Here is an 18,429-nt window from a genome sequence, read left to right on the forward strand (position 1 = left end):
GATGATAATTGCCGAGTCATGCCTTTATAAACAAATCCAAAATTGATTTAAAAATTGCTTAGAATGAAAAGACTTTTGACTTTCATCGCGTTATCCGCATGCGCTATTTCAAGTGCCCAGAACATCGATGATGTGCTGCGGTACAGCAACGAGAACCTTCAGGGAACGGCCCGCTTTCAAGGTATGGGCGGCGCTTTCGGAGCCTTGGGGGGCGACCTTTCGGCACTGAGCACCAACCCGGCCGGTAGTGCGGTCTTCAATAATAGCCTATTTACATTTACAGGCACCTATTTTGATCGTCGCGCCAAAGCGGACTATCAAGGAATTCAAACCAACGAAAATTCGAATTCATTGGACATCAATCAGGTGGGTGGCGCTATGATTTTTAAGTCGAAAGACCCTGATGCTAGATGGAAAAAGATATCCGCTGCCTTCAATTATGATATGGTGCAAAATTTTGACGACCGTATCTATGTGTCTGGCTTAAGCAACGAGGGTATCGATACTTATTTCCTGGATTTTGCGGATGGGATCTTGGCCGAGGATATAAAAACACAGGACAATGAAACTTTGAACGATGCCTATTTGGACATAGGCGCCACTGATGGTCTTGGATACCCCGCGCAACAGGCATTTCTTGGTTTTCAGGCCGGTATTATCGATCCTACAAATCCCGATGATCCGAATGAAACTACGTATATTTCAAATGCAGATTACAACAATCTTTCGCAGAATTTTCGCCAGACGGTATCAGGACAAAACAGTAAGTTTACCGTGAACGCGGCCACACAATATGGCGATTTCCTCCAATTCGGTGCTTCCTTGAATTTTCACAATGTGTTGTTCGATAGGCTGAACCGCTATCAAGAGGAGTATTCGGATACCAATTCCGAGGTACGTAGAACTACTTTTGAAAATTTGTTACAGACCGAAGGTAGCGGATTCTCTTTAGGTTTAGGTGCCATTGGAAAGTTGAACGACTTTATACGACTGGGCGCAAGTTATCAATCACCGACCTGGTACCGATTGACGGATAACGTGGCGCAACGCATCAGTTCAAATTATCGCAATAGGGGAGATTTAATCGATGGATCACCTTTTTTGGGCACAACCATCTTTGACTACCAAATCAAGACCCCCGGTAAATTGACAGGAAGTATTGCCGCTGTGTTCGGCCAAAACGGACTTCTAAGTTTCGATTATAGTTATCAGGACTTCTCGAAGGCCGAATTACGCCCTACCAGCGATGCTGTTTTCGCCTCTGAAAATTCTTTTATTTCGGAGAGACTAGGCGCGGTTTCTTCCTTTAGGGTCGGTGGTGAATACCGAATCGAAAGGCTCAGCTTACGGGCTGGATACCGCTACGAGCAAAGTCCGTATGCAGATGGAAACATCATAGGCGATCTCAACGGTATTTCGGGGGGACTCGGTTTTAACTTCGGTGGAAGCCGATTGGATTTTGCAGTTAATCGTATGGAGCAAGACGTACTTCGCTATTTAGCAGAGACCGGAATCAACACGCCTGCCGTCGTTAACAAAATCAATATGACGTATAGTTTGGGATATACCTTAAACTTCTAGGGAGCGCGCGATTCGCTTGACACCATTCGCTGACACCTTTCGCTTTAAAAATAAGGCGAAACGCGTTCAGCGCTTAGTGAAATCAGCGCTTCAACGTAAAATGCGTCTGTGTCGATTTCGCAACCAACACCCCATCCTCTTGTCCTCCATACTCCAATCGAAACCAATAGTCGGAAGAAGGTAGCGGAGAACCGTTGAAGGTACCGTCCCAATCCGAATTGATTCCCAACTGCGCCAGGAACTTTCCGTATCGGTCGAAAACCAATACCGAGGGATCGGTCAAGGTTTCTATACCCCTGATGTTCCAAGAGTCGTTCGCGCCGTCGCTGTTCGGGGTAAAGAATTTTGGATAACCGACGACCAAAAATTCTAGCGGATCGGTACTGCCACATCCATTTTTATCATTGATGATGACCGTGTTGATTCCCGGTGGCACGTCATTGAAAACAGGGTCATCTTGAAAATCACCACCATTGACGGCATATTCGTAAGCCCCGTCGCCATCCACAAAAAATTCGATAGTGTTCCTATCCGGATTCAAGGAGAGGTTGGAATTTAAAAGTTCGACCCTATCTAATACGGGAATACCAAAAAAAGTAATTAAGATATCATCGGTCACCTGTCCAAAACTAGTAGTGATGTCGACAAAATAGCGTCCCGTATTGGGGCTGGCTACGATAATTTCAGTAGCTGAGGGGCTCGAATCCAACGGCGCATCGATTGTACCATCGTCATCGTAGTCGACAGACCAGGTAACGTTTAGAATATCAGGTCCCGCAGGAGAATTCAGTGCGCTCAAGTGAATATCGGGGTCGCCTTCGCAAGCCACGATATCCAATCCTAAAAACTCGTCCCTTAAGGTACAGTCCAAAGCACTGTTCTGATCCGCATCCACCGAACTACCGGTAAACGTGAGCATAAAATGTTCGGCCTCGTCATCGAAATTGGTATTGTAATTATTTATAAGGATGTAATACATTTCCCCTGACAAAACCTCCAACCATGGGGCGTAGGTATTGTTATTCCCTTCCGTAACATCATCCACAAAAACACCGCCTTCCTGTCCGCTTACGGGATTCACCCCGATACCCGTAAAGTTGGTGTTGTTGACCTCGTAATTACAGGCGGCCACAGGTGCCGTCCCGTTACTGATCGCACTACAATCGGGATCCGGACCAAAGACGATAAAATCCCACTCTGCCGTCGGGGTGCCCGAACCACCGACCGGCAAAGCCTCGATATCAAAACCGACCTGCCCGCCCGTACCGGCACGAAAGACAAACCATGACGCATTATTTTCGATGTTGGCAGAACTGACACTACCTTTCTCAAGACAATCATATAACCGAATTACCTCTGGATCAAAATCATCGATATCCCCGCTACCATCGGCATAACCCATGATAGGCGCATCGGCACATACGGGGATAGCGGTTCGGCAATCGGGGGAATTTTGTGCGTGTATTCCCAAACTAAAGAGCAGGAATAGGGCACAGAATGCATATAAAGTAGGTCGCATAAGAGTCAGGCTAAAAATGCTTTTATCTATAACTATTTAAGACCCTGTTTAGTATGTTTCAACGGGGAAAATTGGCAGTTAATCGATGACAGGAAGGAAGGGAGTTTAGAGTGGGTCGTTGGGCAGAGAAAAAAATATACTGCTTTTCGGTTAACATCAATTTATGCTGCGTAAAGGTGCTCAGGGCGCATAAAGTGCCATATTATGCATATCTTTGCATCCGTTTTACAGCTGATAGAATGCGAATTTTAAAAAGGCTTTAGTTTAGGATACTTATGAAAATAGACAACACTTTAGAAAAGCAGTACGAAGAAATGGGTGACGACCATGCCTCCGCATCGGAAGAAACCCCTCTGCGTGGGGATGCCTTCGTTTTGGAGGATTCTGAAAAAATAGCGCGTATTCGCGGTAATGTGCAGGAAATCATGATGACTTTAGGCCTTGATCTTGAAGATGACAGCTTAAAAGGTACACCGGATCGGGTGGCCAAAATGTTCGTCCAAGAAATTTTCGGAGGATTACATCCGGACAGAAAACCCAAATCGTCGACCTTTGCCAACAAGTATAAATATGGCGAGATGTTGGTGGAAAAGAACATTACCCTCTACTCCACCTGCGAGCACCATCTGTTGCCCATCGTTGGCAAAGCCCACATCGCCTACATTTCCAACGGAACCGTAGTCGGACTATCAAAAATGAACCGTATCGTTGATTATTTCGCGAAACGCCCGCAGGTACAGGAACGTTTGAACATACAGATCGTACGCGAGCTTCAGCAAGTTCTGGACACAGACGATGTGGCCTGTGTCATCGACGCTAAACACCTTTGCGTTAATTCAAGGGGCATTCGCGATATCGAAAGCAGTACGGTCACCGCAGAATATGGCGGAAAATTCAAAAATGAGGAGGTTCGCCGGGAGTTTTTGGATTATATTAATTTAGATACCAATTTCTAAACCTCTTCGTCCAATATGCAAGCCTACCAAAACCAATCCATAAAAATCCATAATTCCCTTTCGGGCAAAAAAGAAGTTTTTGAAGCGTTGAACGAAGGCCACATCGGCATGTACGTCTGCGGCCCTACCGTCTATAGCAACGTGCATCTCGGCAACTGCCGTACTTTTATGTCTTTCGACATGATTTTTAGGTATTTCAAACATTTAGGCTATAAAGTGCGCTACGTACGCAATATTACCGATGCCGGACACATGGTAGACGATGCGGAAGACGGTGAGGACAAAATTGCCAAAAAGGCCCGTTTAGAACAATTGGAGCCCATGGAAGTCGTGCAGCGGTATACCCTTGACTTTCATAATACGCTGGAAAAATTCAATCTTTTGCCCCCCAGCATCGAACCTACCGCCACGGGACATATTATAGAACAGATAGAGATTATCAAGGATATTTTTGAAAAGGGATATGCTTATGAAGCCAACGGCTCCGTATATTTCGATGTCGCGAAATTCAGCAAGACCCACGAATACGGAAAATTAAGCGGTAGGAAGTTAGAGGATATGATTGCCAACACCCGCGAGCTCACCGCCCAGGACGATAAGAAAAGTCCACAGGATTTTGCCCTATGGAAAAAGGCCGAAACCCAGCATATTATGCGCTGGCCATCGCCATGGGGCGACGGTTTCCCCGGATGGCATTTGGAATGTACCGTGATGAGCACCAAATATCTGGGGGAGACCTTTGACATTCACGGCGGAGGAATGGACCTGAAATTCCCGCACCACGAATGCGAGATTGCCCAGGCGGAAGCCAGTTACGGCCAATCGCCGGTCCGCTATTGGATGCATGCCAATATGCTGACCATGAACGGAAAGAAAATGGCCAAATCTACGGGCAATAATATTCTGCCCGGTGAAATTTTTACCGGTGAAAATGAATTGCTTAGCAAGCCGTTTTCGCCATCGGTAGTAAGGTTCTTTATGATGCAGGCGCATTATGCCAGTATTTTGGACCTGAGCGACGATGCGCTTCTAGCCTCCGAAAAAGGCTTTACCAAATTGATGGAAGCCTTTGATGCGATAAGTGGACTGAAAACCGATAACAAAAGTGATTTTGATGTCAAGGCATGGGAGCAGCAGTGCTACGATGCCATGAACGACGATTTCAATACGCCGATTCTCATCGCCCACCTTTTTGAGGCCGTCCGCCATATCAATCTGATCAAGGAAGGAAAGGAAAGTATTACCGCAACGGACAAGGAAGCCCTGCAGCATACCGTAAACAACTTTGTTTTCGATGTACTCGGCCTTGAACAGAAGGCGGGGAATGCAGCAGATATCGAAAAACTTTCCGGCGCGGTCGAAATGTTGATCCAATTCCGAAAAGAAGCTCGGGAGAACAAAGATTTCGCTACCTCCGATAAGATTCGCGACCAATTGGCGGAACTGGGCATTCAACTGAAAGATGGTAAGGAAGGAACGACTTTTAGTGTGAGTTGAACGTCAGTTCCTCAAAGAACACGCAACAATGAAAAAAATTCTGATAGCCCCTTTCGTTCTTTTGATCCGGTTCTATCAGGTCGCGATTTCTCCCTACACGCCTGCTACCTGCCGCTACTCCCCCACCTGTTCGAAATACACCTTGGAAGCTCTAAAAAAATACGGACTTTTTAAAGGCGGATGGCTTTCCCTGAAAAGAATATTAAGTTGCAACCCATGGGGCGGTGACGGGTACGACCCGGTACCATAAAATGTAAATATCAAAGACAAATTCAAATAGATTTATTTAAATCATAATATCCCGCACTCCCTTCCTCCTTCAGCTACTTAAAAACAACAAACGGAAAAACGCCAAACCCCAAACCCATTTTTGTATCTTAGCCGCTTCAAAACTGAACCACATGTATTTCTTGGGAATTATTTGGAATCCGAACGAAACGCTTTTTACGCTCGGCCCGATACAGATTAAATATTACAACCTTTTATGGATTGTCGCCTTTGCGCTGGGCTGGGCTATCATGAAACGGATTTTCCTCAACGAGAAAAAAACGGTCGAGCAACTCGATTCCCTTTTTATTTATACGGTGCTCGCCACTATGCTCGGCGCGCGTTTGGGCCATGTTATCTTCTACGATTGGCCTTATTATCAAAATCATTTATTGGAGATTTTACTCCCGATCCGCGAAAGTGCCGACAGTGCGCTGTTCGGGTTTATCAACGGCTATGAGTTCACCGGCTTCACAGGCCTAGCAAGCCACGGCGCCATTATTGGCGTTATTATCGGAGTATACCTATATACCAGAAAACATCAAGGCTTTACGATGGTATGGTTGTTAGACCGTATGGTGATTCCCTTTGCAATAGGGGCTTTCTGTGTACGGTTGGGGAATTTCTTCAATTCCGAGATCAACGGAAAGATAACCGATGCTTCTTCCGCTTTTGCTGTAAAGTTTATCCGAGATTCCGATGATATGCATCCCGCAAAGGCATTGGCGATCACTAAAGAAAAAACGGTAAATGCCGCTTATGATGCTATAGAAAATAATCCGCAGTTTTCGCAATATCTGGCAGATATCCCCTATCGTCATCCTGCGCAATTGTATGAAGGGGTCGCTTATATTTTTGTATTCATTATCCTATATTTTCTCTATTGGAAAACCGACAAAAAGAACAACCGAGGATTCTTGTTCGGCCTGTTTCTGGTGTTACTATGGACCATTAGGTTCTTTGTAGAATTCGTCAAAAAAAGCCAAGGTGGTTTCGAAGAATCACTAGGCCTTTTATCAACAGGGCAATGGTTAAGTATTCCATTTATCTTGATCGGCCTTTATTTTATGTTCAAACCCAATTCAGTAGGCAGTAGATAGTACAAGATAGTAGGCATTCTTTGGGAACCCTTTGACTTCGTTCAGGCCCTACTTTGGGTTTATTTTTAGCGCTAAAAATGGAATGGTCGACTGTTGTGATTTTGAACTCAATTAGAATTAATGGTCAACCTTTTCTAAACCCATAAATTTTTTATTGCCATGAGATTGCTCAAATTAGTATGTTGTTTTTTTGTGGGAGCTATTTTGCTCCATTCCTGTAAAGATGAACCTAAAAAAGTCATCAAGACCGAACCGATAGCCTTTAAAAAGGAAGGTGAGCTGACCCTTTTCAAGGCCAAAACCGATTCGGTGTTGAGCAAATTGAGCATCGAAATCGCCGATAACGACTACGAGACCGAAACGGGACTCATGTACCGTCAAGGAATGCAAGACGACCAAGGCATGCTATTCGTTTTTCCAAATCAGGCCATGCATTCTTTTTATATGAAGAACACGGAGTTCGCCCTGGATCTCATCTTTATCAAAAGCGACATGAGCGTGGCTAGTTTTCAGCAGAACGCGCAACCCTTGAATGAAACAAGCCTGTCATCAAAAGTGCCGGTAAAATATGTATTGGAGGTCAATGCGGGATTGGTGTCAGAGTGGGGGCTGAAAGTCGGGGACAGCATTTCGTATCAATAACGGTAAATCTCCATGAACCTAATTCTATCTGGCGAAGAAACGCAGCCTTTAATGTTCAGAAAGCTTCTTACCTCACACGATCATGATTGGCTACCTTTTCACCAAAACCCCAGAAGTTCAGAATTTTGGAAAGGATGGCCCGAAAACCCTGAAAAAGATTGTCATCAGCAATTTGAAAGGGTTTTCGAACCCTACGAAAAAAACTTGGGTGGCATAAACGCCTTTTTAAGCCGCCTCTTATGAAGCTAGAACACTGGGCCATTTTTCTCGACAACACTTCGAAAAAAGGCTACCTCATCGATTTACTTTTACAGGGAAATCCACCAGAAAATTTTCAAGGTCTACAGGGTGCCAAGGGTGCTCTATATTCAAAAATTGCGATAGAGCGGTATATCGACGAAGAAGATCGCCACGGTATTAAAATATTGACTTCGGATACGGAGCAATCCTTAAAATCAATGTCCAGCGGCGAACAGAAAAAAGCCTTGCTCAAATACATCCTATCCTCAGATTGTGATTTCATTGTTTTGGACAATCCTTTCGACAATCTGGACAATGACACGCAAGCGGAACTCAAAATCCGATTGGAAGCGGTTTCCCAGAAAATAGTAATCGTACAGCTAGCTAGTAGAAAATTAGACCTTTTACCCTTCATTGAAAACTTTGCACAACTCGAAGGAGAACAATTGGTTTGTATTGACAATGAAAAAGCACTTTTAAATCTCGGGGCAATAAATCAATTCGAGCAAGAAATCCCCCCTCCTTTACATCCCATGGATTTTGATGGGGATGTCTTGATAGCACTTAAAAAAGTGAATGTTTGCTATGGCAATAAATCTGTTTTAAAAGATATAGCTTGGACTATAAAAAAAGGTGATTTTTGGGAGCTCCGCGGAAAAAATGGAAGCGGAAAAACCACAATCCTCTCCATGATAACGGGCGAAAACCCGAAAGGCTACGGACAGGAACTCTATATTTTCGGCCGTAAAAAAGGCAGTGGCGAGAGTGTCTGGGACATTAAAAAAAAGATAGGCTATTTCACACCCTCGATGACGGACAAGTTTACGGGCTACCATTCCGTCGAGCATATGATCATATCCGGACTTACCGATTCTATTGGGCTGTATATTAAACCGACCGAAGTACAATTGCGACTCGCCAAAGCGTGGTTACAGTTGATAGGCCTATGGCAAATCAAGGATTTGCTTTACCATGACCTCTCCATGGGACAAAAGCGCTTGGTTATGTGCGTCAGGGCTATGATCAAACATCCGCCCCTACTCATCTTGGACGAGCCCACCGCCGGTCTCGACGATACTAGCGCAGCACTCTTCGTAGCCCTGGTCAACAAATTCGCCAAGGAAAGTGAAACCACTACTATTTTTGTATCCCACCGCAAAGAACCGGGACTCGAACCCCACCATATCTATCAGTTGGAAATGACGAAAGAAGGATCCATAGGCCAAAAATTGTAGCTACTGAAAGTTATAAAAGCGGAAATAGGATATCGTTCACAAAAATCATATGAAAATGCAAGCTTTGAGGGAAAAGATCTGAGCCATTATCTAGTGTTGTGTTAAGCCTGCCTTAGCCGGTCCAAGCCTTGTTCTTTTTCACCAGTTCTGCTTTAAAAATGACTCCGTAGCTACGATTATGCAATAATTTTTTGCCTAAATCTGGTAAAAAATAACGGCGGCTTAACCGACACAACACTCAATCGGGTCATAAAAAATAGGGACTGAAAATTATCAGCCCCTATTTTATATGAGTTCCAACGGATTATAAAAATCTAATGCCCTTTTGATATGCTATGACTTTACCGCTTTTTTCGATTCTACTTTCTTGGTGGCCCCTATCTTGGTCGCGCTCGTCAAGGTATCGTACATGACCGGAGTCGCAATGAAAAGCGAAGAATAGGTACCTACGACAATACCCACAATCATAGCGAACATAAAACCGCGCAACGATTCGCCACCGAAAATGAATATGGCTATCAAAACGAACAAAGTGGTCAACGAGGTATTCAAGGTTCTACCCAACGTACTGTTCAAGGCTAAATTCGTGTTCTCACCGGCACGCCATCCCTTTTCAGCCACGATTTCACGAATACGGTCGAAGACGATCACGGTATCGTTCAACGAATATCCGATTACGGTTAGTATTGCGGCAATGAAGGCCTGATCGATTTCCATATTAAAGGGCATTACCGTTCCGAACAATGAGAAGATACCCAATACGATTACCACATCGTGAAAAACCGCAACTACTGCCCCAAGGGAAAACTGCCACTTTCTAAAACGCAGCAATAAATAAAAGAACACTACGGCCAAAGATCCAATAATGGCCAAAAACGCATTGTTCTTAATGTCGTCAGCAATCGTAGGACCGACTTTTATCGATTGTAGGATACCGATCGACTTTCCACTGCTTCCCACTTTAAAATCCTGTAGGCTAGTGCCATCGGGCAAGTATTTTTGTAGCGCATTAAAGAGTTTGGACTGAATTTCATTGTCCACTTCAATACCTTCCACATCGACCTTGTATGGCGTAGTAATCTTTATCTGGTTCGCATCGCCAAACGTCTTGACATTGGTACCGCTACCGAAAACATCGTTCAGTTCCGAAGCGATTTCAGAGGGGTTCACTATTTTCTCGAAACGCACTTGGTACGAACGACCGCCTACAAAGTCAACACCTTGCTGCAAGCCATTGGTCGCCAACGAGAATACGGCAATAGCCAACATGATTAGGGAGAATACGTAGGCAATCTTTCTTTTACTCAAGAAGTCGATGTTGACGTTCTTAAACAAGTTCTTGGTGATGGCCGTAGAGAAATCCAACCGCTTTGATTTTCCGCCGATATACCAGTCTACCAATAAACGTGTGATAAAGATGGCGGTGAACAGCGAAGTTAGTATACCAATAATCAAAGTAGTCGCGAAACCTTTTATAGGCCCCGATCCGAATACGAAAAGGATTATCGCGGTTAGTCCCGTGGTAATGTTTGCATCCAAAATAGAAGAAAGCGCATTGCCGAAACCGTCGGCGACCGCTTGGGATTTTCCTTTGCCCTTGGCCAGCTCCTCTTTGATCCGTTCAAAGATAAGTACGTTGGCATCTACCGACATACCAATGGTCAAGACGATACCGGCGATACCGGGCAGCGTAAGCACGGCGCCCAAACTGGTCAACACCCCGAATATTAAAAGGATGTTCAACAAGAGGGCAATGTCAGCAAAAACACCCGCCTTACCATAATAAAAAATCATCCAAAGTAATACGAAAATCATGGCGATGGCGAAGGACGTAAATCCGCTATCAATAGCCTCCTGACCTAGCGACGGACCAACAACTTCCGACTGTATGATATCTGCCGAAGCTGGTAATTTACCGGCGCGCAGTACGTTGGCGATATCTTTGGTCTCGTTGACCGTGAAAGAACCGGTTATTTCAGTTCTACCACCTGATATGACGCCCCTTGCACCTGGCGCAGTATACACTTTATTATCTAAAACAATAGCGATACCGGTTTGATTATTGAAGGAATCTCCGGTGAGCTTTTCCCACTCCTTGGCACCGCGGGTATTCATGGCCATGGTCACGATGGGCCGTCCATTTTGAAATTCGTCCCTGGCATCGGTCACCACATCACCGCCCATACGCGGGGTACCTTCCCTATTGGATTTTACGGCGAATAGCGAGGCGACCTCGGAACCTTCCGAAGGTCGTTCCCATAGAAATTTTACGAATTGCAGGCTTGCCGGAAGCAATCTGCGGATTTCCCTTTTTCTTAGCAATGCACCGACTTCCGCTGTATCTTGCACTGCCGCAAGACCTACGGCATAACTTCCGGTCTGGCCGAGCTGAAATTTGTCAAAAAGCGGGTTCTGCCCAGGTGCGACATCCAAGGAATCTTGGGATACGTCGGACAATAGGGAATCAAGCTCGGATTCTTGCTTCGCAGGCTTTTGTTGCGTGGCCGTAGTGTCGACCATTGATTTCAACTTTTCATTGGCCTGAAAAAAGAAGCCTTGTAATTCTTGGTTAGTTGGCTGATAGGTTTCCCAAAACTCCAATTCCGCCGTACTTGAAAGCAGGTCTTGTGCACGGGCAATATCCCGGGCACCTGGTAGTTCGACCAAAATTCGACCTGAATTGCCCTCCCGCTGAATATTAGGCTGGGTCACCCCGAAACCGTCAATACGCTCACGCAATACCTCAAAAGCGGACACCACGGATTCATCGATTTTTCTTCGGATGATAGGCTTGACCTCTTCATCGCCCATTTGAAAGTTAATTTCACTACTCAGGCTCTTATTGGCAAAAATATCGGGGGAGGCCAATTTGCTATCGCCTTTGATCTTGTCCCACGCCTCGAAAAACAGCTCTACATAGGTATCATCACTATTTTTAGAAGCCGCATCCGCATCGGCCAAAGCCTTGTTGAAAACGGGATTTTTAGAGCCGTTAGCCAATCCCTTTAAAATATCCTTTACAGAAATCTGCAGGGTAACGTTGATACCTCCTTTAAGATCGAGCCCTTTATTAAGCTCCTTTTTCTTGGCCTCGTTGTAGTTCGTAAACCCAAAAACGGTCTGGTCTCCGATGGAGTCCAAATACCGGGTTTCCAGTTCTTGCCGCTTGGTTACATAATCTTCCTCACTTTCCGGAACGCTATTAATAGCGTAGGTTTTGGCATCGCTTTCAAACTTGTCGCCGATAAATGTGTAGGATAATTGATAGATGCTCACTAGCCCGAACAAAAGGGCGAAAAGCTTTATAAGTCCTTTATTTTGCATTGGTTGTGTAAATTTGTGGGTACTTTTTCTTACAGCGTGCAAATATATGGATTTTCCAAACGGATTGGGCAATATATTCGGGAGTTATTGCAAAGGAAAAATCATAGACCGCTGCACTTTGACAAGCGCGGTGAATCTGCCATTAGAAGCAGGACTCATGCCAAGCATCTCGAAAAAATCTAGCTATACAGGGAAACAGCAAGGGTTGAAAATGAAAACATCCGCAGCGAATTGCTTCTTTTGCGGATGTTATTTTAAAAGGATGTTACCTTTAAAGGATAATGATTTTAAAGGGTATTGACTATAAAGGATGTTAACTTGTCACAGCTCTAGAAGTGCGTTGGTTTTTTTAACCCCTTCCGCACTTTCCTGCATTTTAGCTTTCTCGGCATCGCTAAGTGGGATAGTGACGATTTTTTCGATACCCCCGCGGCCCAAAATCACGGGTACACCGATACAGATATCGTCAAGATCGTATTCCCCTTCCAATAGGGTGGAACAGGGAAATAGTTTCTTTTGGTCGCAGGCAATGGCCTGTACCAAGCCGGACACCGCCGCCCCGGGCGCATACCAGGCACTAGTACCTAAAAGCTTGGTCAAGGTCGCCCCGCCTACTTTCGTATCTTCGGCCACTTGCTGTAAACGGTCTTCCGACAAAAATTCAGATACCTTAATACTATTTCGGGTCGCGTGCGAGGTGAGCGGCACCATTCCCGTATCGCTATGTCCACCAATGACCATACCGTCGATATCCGATATCGGCGCCTCCATGGCTTCCGCCAATCGATACTTAAAACGAGCACTATCAAGAGCGCCGCCCATGCCGATAATCTTGTTTTTAGGAAGTCCGGTTGTCTTATGAACCAGATACGTCATCGTATCCATAGGATTGCTCACTACGATCAGGGTAACGTCGGGAGAATACTTTACAAGATTCGAGGCGACAGTCTTTACTATGCCCGCATTGATTCCGATCAATTCCTCTCGGGTCATACCCGGTTTTCTGGGGATACCAGAGGTGATTACGGCAATGGCACTATCTGCCGTTTTGGAATAGTCATCGGTAACGCCAGTGATTTTCGTATCGAACCCGTTCAACGATGCGGTCTGCATCAAGTCCATGGCCTTACCTTCGGCGTAGCCTTCCTTGATATCCAACAAAACGACCTCGGCCGCAAAATTCTTGATGGCAATATACTCCGCGCAACTTGCGCCTACGGCTCCTGCCCCTACTACGGTTACTTTCATGTGTATGAGTTATAGTTATTAATGAACTGATTATTTAAAATCGAGGTTTCCAAAAATAATCATTCTCCTTCTAAAAGTCCGATGAAATGCCCATAATTCTGTTTTCAGATTTTAAATGCTGTTCGATGAACTGCAGCAGTTGTTAAAGAAATTTACCGTTCAACGAATAATGGTCCAACCTACGAACCATACATCGAATTTAAGCAATAGCGGACGGCTGTTAGGCGTTCTTTTCATATGAATGTCCAAATCCCCAAAAAACCTGCACAGTGAAAAAGCTTTTTTCCCTATTGGCCATTATCGGTATCGTTTTGGCCAGTAACTGTTCCCGAATTCCCGAAAACAACAATCCCATCATCGGGATTTGGTCCGATGTGGAAGTGTCGGAAGCTACAACGGCTGCAAAAAAAAAGACCCTTCGACAAGAATGGATTTTTAACGATGCCTATTTGGGTCGGTACCATCAAAAAACCAATGGCAGCATCACCTTCAAAACGGATTTTCGTTGGACATATGAAAACGACGCCTATACCATTACGTATCCCGGCACCGATATGGAAGAAGAAACAGTATCCATGCAAAGTGGCGATGATGCTTCGATGCTTGCCGATACCGAAGGAAATGTCATGGCCACAAGAGAATAACATTACTTTACACAGGACCCTAGTCAAGTCCTAATTTTCAAATACGCTAAAAGCCGAGGTCATTTAGACCTCGGCTTTTTAAATTCCTATCTTTTGAAAGTAAACGAATTGGCTTACCTACGCATCAATATTCGCATACTTTGCATTTTTCTCGATAAACTCCCTTCGTGGGGGTACCTCGTCACCCATCAACATGCTGAAAACGCGATCGGTTTCGGTAGCGTTATCAATGGTAATCTGGCGCAAGATCCGGAAATCGGGGTCCATGGTGGTGTCCCATAATTGTTCGGCGTTCATTTCCCCCAAACCTTTGTAGCGCTGTATGCTGACGCCGCCGCTGTAACTGTCAGCAATCTCGTCGCGCTCTTTGTCAGACCAGGCGTAGCGTTTTTTGGCTCCCTTTTTGACCAAATAAAGGGGCGGAGTAGCGATATACACATGTCCGCCTTCCACCAATTCGCGCATATAGCGGAAAAAGAAGGTCAGGATCAAGGTTTCGATATGGCTACCATCGACATCGGCATCACACATGATGACTACCTTGTGATAGCGTAGCTTATCGAGGTTGAGGGCCTTGCTGTCCTCTTCGGTACCGATGGTCACGCCCAGGGCCGTATAGATGTTCTTGATTTCCTCGTTTTCGAAGACCTTGTGGGTCATGGCCTTTTCGACGTTCAATATTTTTCCCCGTAAGGGAAGAATGGCCTGAAACTTTCGGTCGCGTCCCATTTTTGCAGTACCGCCCGCGGAATCTCCCTCCACGAGAAACACCTCGCAATTGACGGGATCTTGATCGGAGCAATCGGAGAGTTTTCCAGGCAGTCCCCCGATGCTCATCACCGTTTTTCGCTGTACCATTTCGCGGGCCTTCGTGGCCGCATGCCGTGCCTGCGCCGCTAAAATCACTTTTTGTACGATGACCTTGGCATCATCGGGATGTTCCTCCAAATAATTGGTCAACATCTCCGAAACGGCTTGGCTGACCGCCGAGGACACTTCGCGGTTGCCCAATTTCGTTTTGGTCTGGCCCTCGAATTGGGGCTCCCCTACTTTCACGGATACGATGGCAGTAAGGCCCTCCCTAAAATCATCGCCCTGTACCTCGAATTTTAATTTATCAAGCATACCAGAGGCATCGGCATATTTTTTCAGGGTAGTCGTCAATCCCCTTCTAAAACCCGAAAGGTGGGTTCCGCCTTCGTGGGTATTGATATTGTTGACATAGGAATGCAAATTTTCAACATAGCTATCGTTATAGATCATGGCGACCTCGACGGGAATATCGTTCTTTTCCCCTTCCATCGCGATGACTTCCTTTATTAAGGGATTTCGGGTAGCATCTAAAAACCGGATGAATTCCTTTAGACCTTCATCGGAATAAAAAACTTCGGAAACAAATTCGCCATCATCTTCCTTTTGACGCCGGTCGGTTATCGTAATGGTGACACCTTTGTTCAAAAAGGAGAGTTCGCGCATACGATTGGAAAGGGTTTCGTAACTATACTCTATGGTCTGTTTGAAAATATCCGTATCGGGATGGAAAGTGACTTCCGTACCTCTTTCGGTGGTCTCACCCACACTTTTTACGGGATATAGGGACTTTCCCCTTGAATACTCCTGCTCCCAAATTTTACCATCGCGATAGACCGTTGCTTTCAGGTTATCGGAAAGTGCGTTGACAACGGATACCCCGACACCGTGCAATCCACCGGAAACCTTATAGGAATCCTTATCGAATTTACCGCCGGCCCCGATTTTGGTCATAACCACTTCAAGGGCGGAAATCCCTTCTTTTTTATGTAGGTCAACTGGGATACCACGGCCGTTATCACGTGTGGTAATCGAATTATCCTCATTAATAATGACACTGATGGTGTCACAATGTCCGCCCATGGCCTCATCGATGGAGTTATCGACCACCTCGTAGACCAAATGGTGCAAACCGCGAACGCCTACGTCACCGATATACATCGAAGGGCGCATGCGCACGTGTTCCATGCCCTCAAGGGCCTGAATGCTATCTGCGGAATATTCTTTGGGTAGTATAATTTCGTTCCTATCGGAAATTTCTTGGGGCTCTTGTCCGGAACCATTTTCTTCGTTCAACTCTTCTTCGTTATTCGGTTCTTCGCTCATAGGATTTTAAGGTTGTTTCACACTAAATTCTGCAATCCTACAAATATACGCAAAACCCTATGAAACATAGGGTTTTGGGATATCGAATAGCTTCGAAGTTATCAACAAAAAATGTGGAAAAAGTAGCTATTTCTCATAGGCATCGGCATGCACTTTGGCCACTGCCCTACCCGATGGGTCGTTCATATTCTTAAAAGCTTCGTCCCATTCCAGCGCAATCTGTGTACTACAGGCTACCGAGGCTTCCTGAGGTACGCATAAGGCAGCGGCGTCAGAGGGGAAATGCGATTCAAAAATCGAACGGTAGTAGTATTCTTCTTTTGAGGTCGGGGTCTGTAAAGGATAGCGAAACTTGGCGCTGGCCATTTGCTCATCGGACACTTCTTCTTTGACGACCTCTTTTAAGGTGTCTATCCAACTGTAGCCCACACCGTCGGAGAACTGCTCTTTTTGGCGCCAGGCCACACTTTCGGGCAGCATATCCTCAAAAGCCTTCCGCACGACCCATTTTTCCATACGCTCCCCGTTGATTAATTTGTCCTTCGGATTGATGCGCATGGCAACGTCCATAAACTCCTTGTCCAAAAAGGGTACGCGGCCTTCGATGCCCCAAGCGGCCAAGGATTTGTTGGCCCGCAGGCAATCGTACATGTGTAGCTTACTCAACTTCCGTACGGTCTCTTCATGGAATTCCTTATCGTTCGGGGCCTTGTGAAAATACAGATATCCCCCGAAAAGCTCGTCCGCACCCTCTCCGGAAAGTACCATTTTTATACCCATGGATTTGATGACGCGCGCCATCAAATACATCGGTGTTGAAGCGCGGATCGTGGTGATATCATAGGTTTCCAAGTTGTAGACGACATCCTTTATAGCGTCCAGACCTTCTTGTATCGTGAACTTGATTTCGTGGTGCACTGTGCCGATGTGATCGGCCACTTTTTGTGCCGCGGCCAAATCGGGCGAACCCTCCAAGCCTACGGAAAAGGAGTGCAATTGCGGCCACCAGGCATCCGCAGTATCATCGGATTCGATACGCTTTTGGGCATATTTTTTGGCAATGGCCGAGGTGACGGAAGAATCCAATCCACCGGAAAGTAACACCCCATAAGGCACATCGGACATCAGCTGACGGTGCACGGCGGCTTCCAAGGCTTCTTTAATTTCCTGTATACTGGTCTCGTTATCTTTTACGGCATCATATTCCATCCAATCTCTTGAATACCATTTTTTAAATTCCCCATCGCTACTGTGCATATAATGTCCCGGAGGAAAAAGCTGGATTTTGGTACAGGTGCCTTCCAAAGCCTTCAATTCAGAAGCCACGTAAAAGGTACCGTGCTTATCCCATCCTATATATAATGGGATGATACCCATGTGATCACGGGCAATGAAATATTCCTCTTTTTCGGTATCGTAAATGGCAAAACCGAAGATACCGTTCATCTCATCGAGAAAATCAGCTCCTTTTTTCTGGTACAAGGCGAGAATGACCTCACAATCGGATTCCGTTTGAAAATCATAGTTGCCCTCGAACTGCCTTCGCAATTCCCTGTGGTTATAAATTTCACCGTTCGCGGCAAGGACCAACTTTTTGTCCGGACTGAACAAAGGCTGCTTTCCGGAAGCCGGATCCACAATGGCCAGACGTTCATGGGCCATTAACGCCTTTTCATCGGCAAAGATTCCGCTCCAATCCGGACCACGGTGCCTTACTTTTTTTGACATTTCCAAGAGTTGTGGCCGTAAGACCTCACTACTTTGTTTTATATCGAATGCACATACAATTCCACACATGACTTTTTATTTATTTTAATTTCTAGGCAAAGATGTTGTTTATGCTTCTGATATCAAACCCATACTCTATTATTAATTACTAATCATCCATTATTCATTTCTTATTATAGAAATTTGTAACCCATAGTAACTTTGAATACGATATTTTGGAATGATTTGTAAGAAGCGTGAAATTTAACGAGTTTTTAGTATAGAAAATGGGGAAATCCAATTAGATTTAGCAGGAATAAAATTTAATAATTT

13 protein-coding genes are annotated in these 18,429 nt (G+C 45.2%); 8 read left to right on the plus strand and 5 right to left on the minus strand.

Going from position 1 to position 18,429, the window contains the following annotated elements; all coding sequences use genetic code 11:
• Nucleotides 1-63 precede the first annotated feature (63 nt).
• Entirely contained in the window at nt 64-1,581 is a 1,518-nt protein-coding gene (locus BLT07_RS11755; protein ID WP_091868872.1) for an OmpP1/FadL family transporter, read from the plus strand.
• Between the two features lie 82 nt (nt 1,582-1,663).
• On the opposite strand, the gene BLT07_RS11760 is transcribed toward BLT07_RS11755, so the two are convergent.
• Complete coding sequence (locus BLT07_RS11760) at nt 1,664-3,100, minus strand: T9SS type B sorting domain-containing protein (protein WP_091868874.1); 1,437 nt, start codon at nt 3,098-3,100, stop codon at nt 1,664-1,666.
• A 275-nt stretch (nt 3,101-3,375) separates the two neighbouring features.
• Here BLT07_RS11760 and folE point away from each other — a divergent pair, with 275 nt between their 5' ends.
• The 6 genes from folE to BLT07_RS11795 all read left to right on the plus strand — a co-directional run bounded on the left by folE (nt 3,376) and on the right by BLT07_RS11795 (nt 9,037).
• Nucleotides 3,376-4,056, plus strand: a complete 681-nt coding sequence (gene folE / locus BLT07_RS11765; RefSeq protein WP_091868876.1) for a GTP cyclohydrolase I FolE — start codon at nt 3,376-3,378, stop codon at nt 4,054-4,056.
• 15 nt (nt 4,057-4,071) lie between these two features.
• Nucleotides 4,072-5,553 (plus strand): cysteine--tRNA ligase, encoded by a 1,482-nt coding sequence (gene cysS, locus BLT07_RS11770; protein ID WP_091868878.1) that lies wholly within the window; start codon nt 4,072-4,074, stop codon nt 5,551-5,553.
• Between the two features lie 28 nt (nt 5,554-5,581).
• Nucleotides 5,582-5,803 (plus strand): membrane protein insertion efficiency factor YidD, encoded by a 222-nt coding sequence (gene yidD, locus BLT07_RS11775; protein ID WP_091868880.1) that lies wholly within the window; start codon nt 5,582-5,584, stop codon nt 5,801-5,803.
• 151 nt (nt 5,804-5,954) lie between these two features.
• Nucleotides 5,955-6,920: a prolipoprotein diacylglyceryl transferase gene (gene lgt, locus BLT07_RS11780; RefSeq protein ID WP_091868882.1), complete on the plus strand. Its 966-nt coding sequence runs from the start codon at nt 5,955-5,957 to the stop codon at nt 6,918-6,920.
• Nucleotides 6,921-7,079: 159 nt separating this feature from the next.
• Entirely contained in the window at nt 7,080-7,562 is a 483-nt protein-coding gene (locus BLT07_RS11785; protein WP_091868884.1) for a DUF192 domain-containing protein, read from the plus strand.
• 239 nt (nt 7,563-7,801) lie between these two features.
• Nucleotides 7,802-9,037, plus strand: coding sequence for an ATP-binding cassette domain-containing protein (locus BLT07_RS11795; RefSeq protein ID WP_091868888.1), 1,236 nt, complete (start codon nt 7,802-7,804; stop codon nt 9,035-9,037).
• Nucleotides 9,038-9,370: 333 nt separating this feature from the next.
• Here BLT07_RS11795 and secDF read toward each other — a convergent pair whose 3' ends face one another.
• Nucleotides 9,371-12,361: a protein translocase subunit SecDF gene (secDF, locus tag BLT07_RS11800; protein WP_091868890.1), complete on the minus strand. Its 2,991-nt coding sequence runs from the start codon at nt 12,359-12,361 to the stop codon at nt 9,371-9,373.
• A gap of 321 nt (nt 12,362-12,682) precedes the next feature.
• Nucleotides 12,683-13,609, minus strand: coding sequence for a malate dehydrogenase (locus tag BLT07_RS11810; protein WP_091868893.1), 927 nt, complete (start codon nt 13,607-13,609; stop codon nt 12,683-12,685).
• 269 nt (nt 13,610-13,878) lie between these two features.
• Between BLT07_RS11810 and BLT07_RS11815 the strand changes: the two genes are divergently transcribed.
• A complete protein-coding gene (locus tag BLT07_RS11815; RefSeq protein WP_175455322.1) occupies nt 13,879-14,253 on the plus strand; it encodes a hypothetical protein in 375 nt (124 codons plus the stop codon).
• Nucleotides 14,254-14,370: 117 nt separating this feature from the next.
• On the opposite strand, the gene gyrB is transcribed toward BLT07_RS11815, so the two are convergent.
• Both gyrB and asnB read right to left on the minus strand, forming a co-directional pair.
• Nucleotides 14,371-16,389 (minus strand): DNA topoisomerase (ATP-hydrolyzing) subunit B, encoded by a 2,019-nt coding sequence (gene gyrB, locus BLT07_RS11820; protein ID WP_091868895.1) that lies wholly within the window; start codon nt 16,387-16,389, stop codon nt 14,371-14,373.
• A 126-nt stretch (nt 16,390-16,515) separates the two neighbouring features.
• Complete coding sequence (gene asnB / locus BLT07_RS11825; protein WP_091868896.1) at nt 16,516-18,186, minus strand: asparagine synthase B; 1,671 nt, start codon at nt 18,184-18,186, stop codon at nt 16,516-16,518.
• Between the last annotated feature and the right edge of the window lie 243 nt (nt 18,187-18,429).

Origin of the sequence: Pricia antarctica (assembly GCF_900101815.1) — a bacterium.
GTDB classification, from domain to species: Bacteria; Bacteroidota; Bacteroidia; order Flavobacteriales; family Flavobacteriaceae; genus Pricia; species Pricia antarctica.

Bases quoted from the DNA above. Each gene is read 5' to 3' on its own strand.
- folE (WP_091868876.1), top strand. From the start codon at position 3,376: ATGAAAATAGACAACACTTTAGAAAAGCAGTACGAAGAAATGGGTGAC.
- gyrB (WP_091868895.1), bottom strand. From the start codon at position 16,389: ATGAGCGAAGAACCGAATAACGAAGAAGAGTTGAACGAAGAAAATGGT.
- BLT07_RS11810 (WP_091868893.1), bottom strand. From the start codon at position 13,609: ATGAAAGTAACCGTAGTAGGGGCAGGAGCCGTAGGCGCAAGTTGCGCG.
- BLT07_RS11760 (WP_091868874.1), bottom strand. From the start codon at position 3,100: ATGCGACCTACTTTATATGCATTCTGTGCCCTATTCCTGCTCTTTAGT.
- BLT07_RS11755 (WP_091868872.1), top strand. From the start codon at position 64: ATGAAAAGACTTTTGACTTTCATCGCGTTATCCGCATGCGCTATTTCA.
- lgt (WP_091868882.1), top strand. From the start codon at position 5,955: ATGTATTTCTTGGGAATTATTTGGAATCCGAACGAAACGCTTTTTACG.
- yidD (WP_091868880.1), top strand. From the start codon at position 5,582: ATGAAAAAAATTCTGATAGCCCCTTTCGTTCTTTTGATCCGGTTCTAT.
- secDF (WP_091868890.1), bottom strand. From the start codon at position 12,361: ATGCAAAATAAAGGACTTATAAAGCTTTTCGCCCTTTTGTTCGGGCTA.
- asnB (WP_091868896.1), bottom strand. From the start codon at position 18,186: ATGTGTGGAATTGTATGTGCATTCGATATAAAACAAAGTAGTGAGGTC.
- BLT07_RS11795 (WP_091868888.1), top strand. From the start codon at position 7,802: ATGAAGCTAGAACACTGGGCCATTTTTCTCGACAACACTTCGAAAAAA.
- BLT07_RS11785 (WP_091868884.1), top strand. From the start codon at position 7,080: ATGAGATTGCTCAAATTAGTATGTTGTTTTTTTGTGGGAGCTATTTTG.
- cysS (WP_091868878.1), top strand. From the start codon at position 4,072: ATGCAAGCCTACCAAAACCAATCCATAAAAATCCATAATTCCCTTTCG.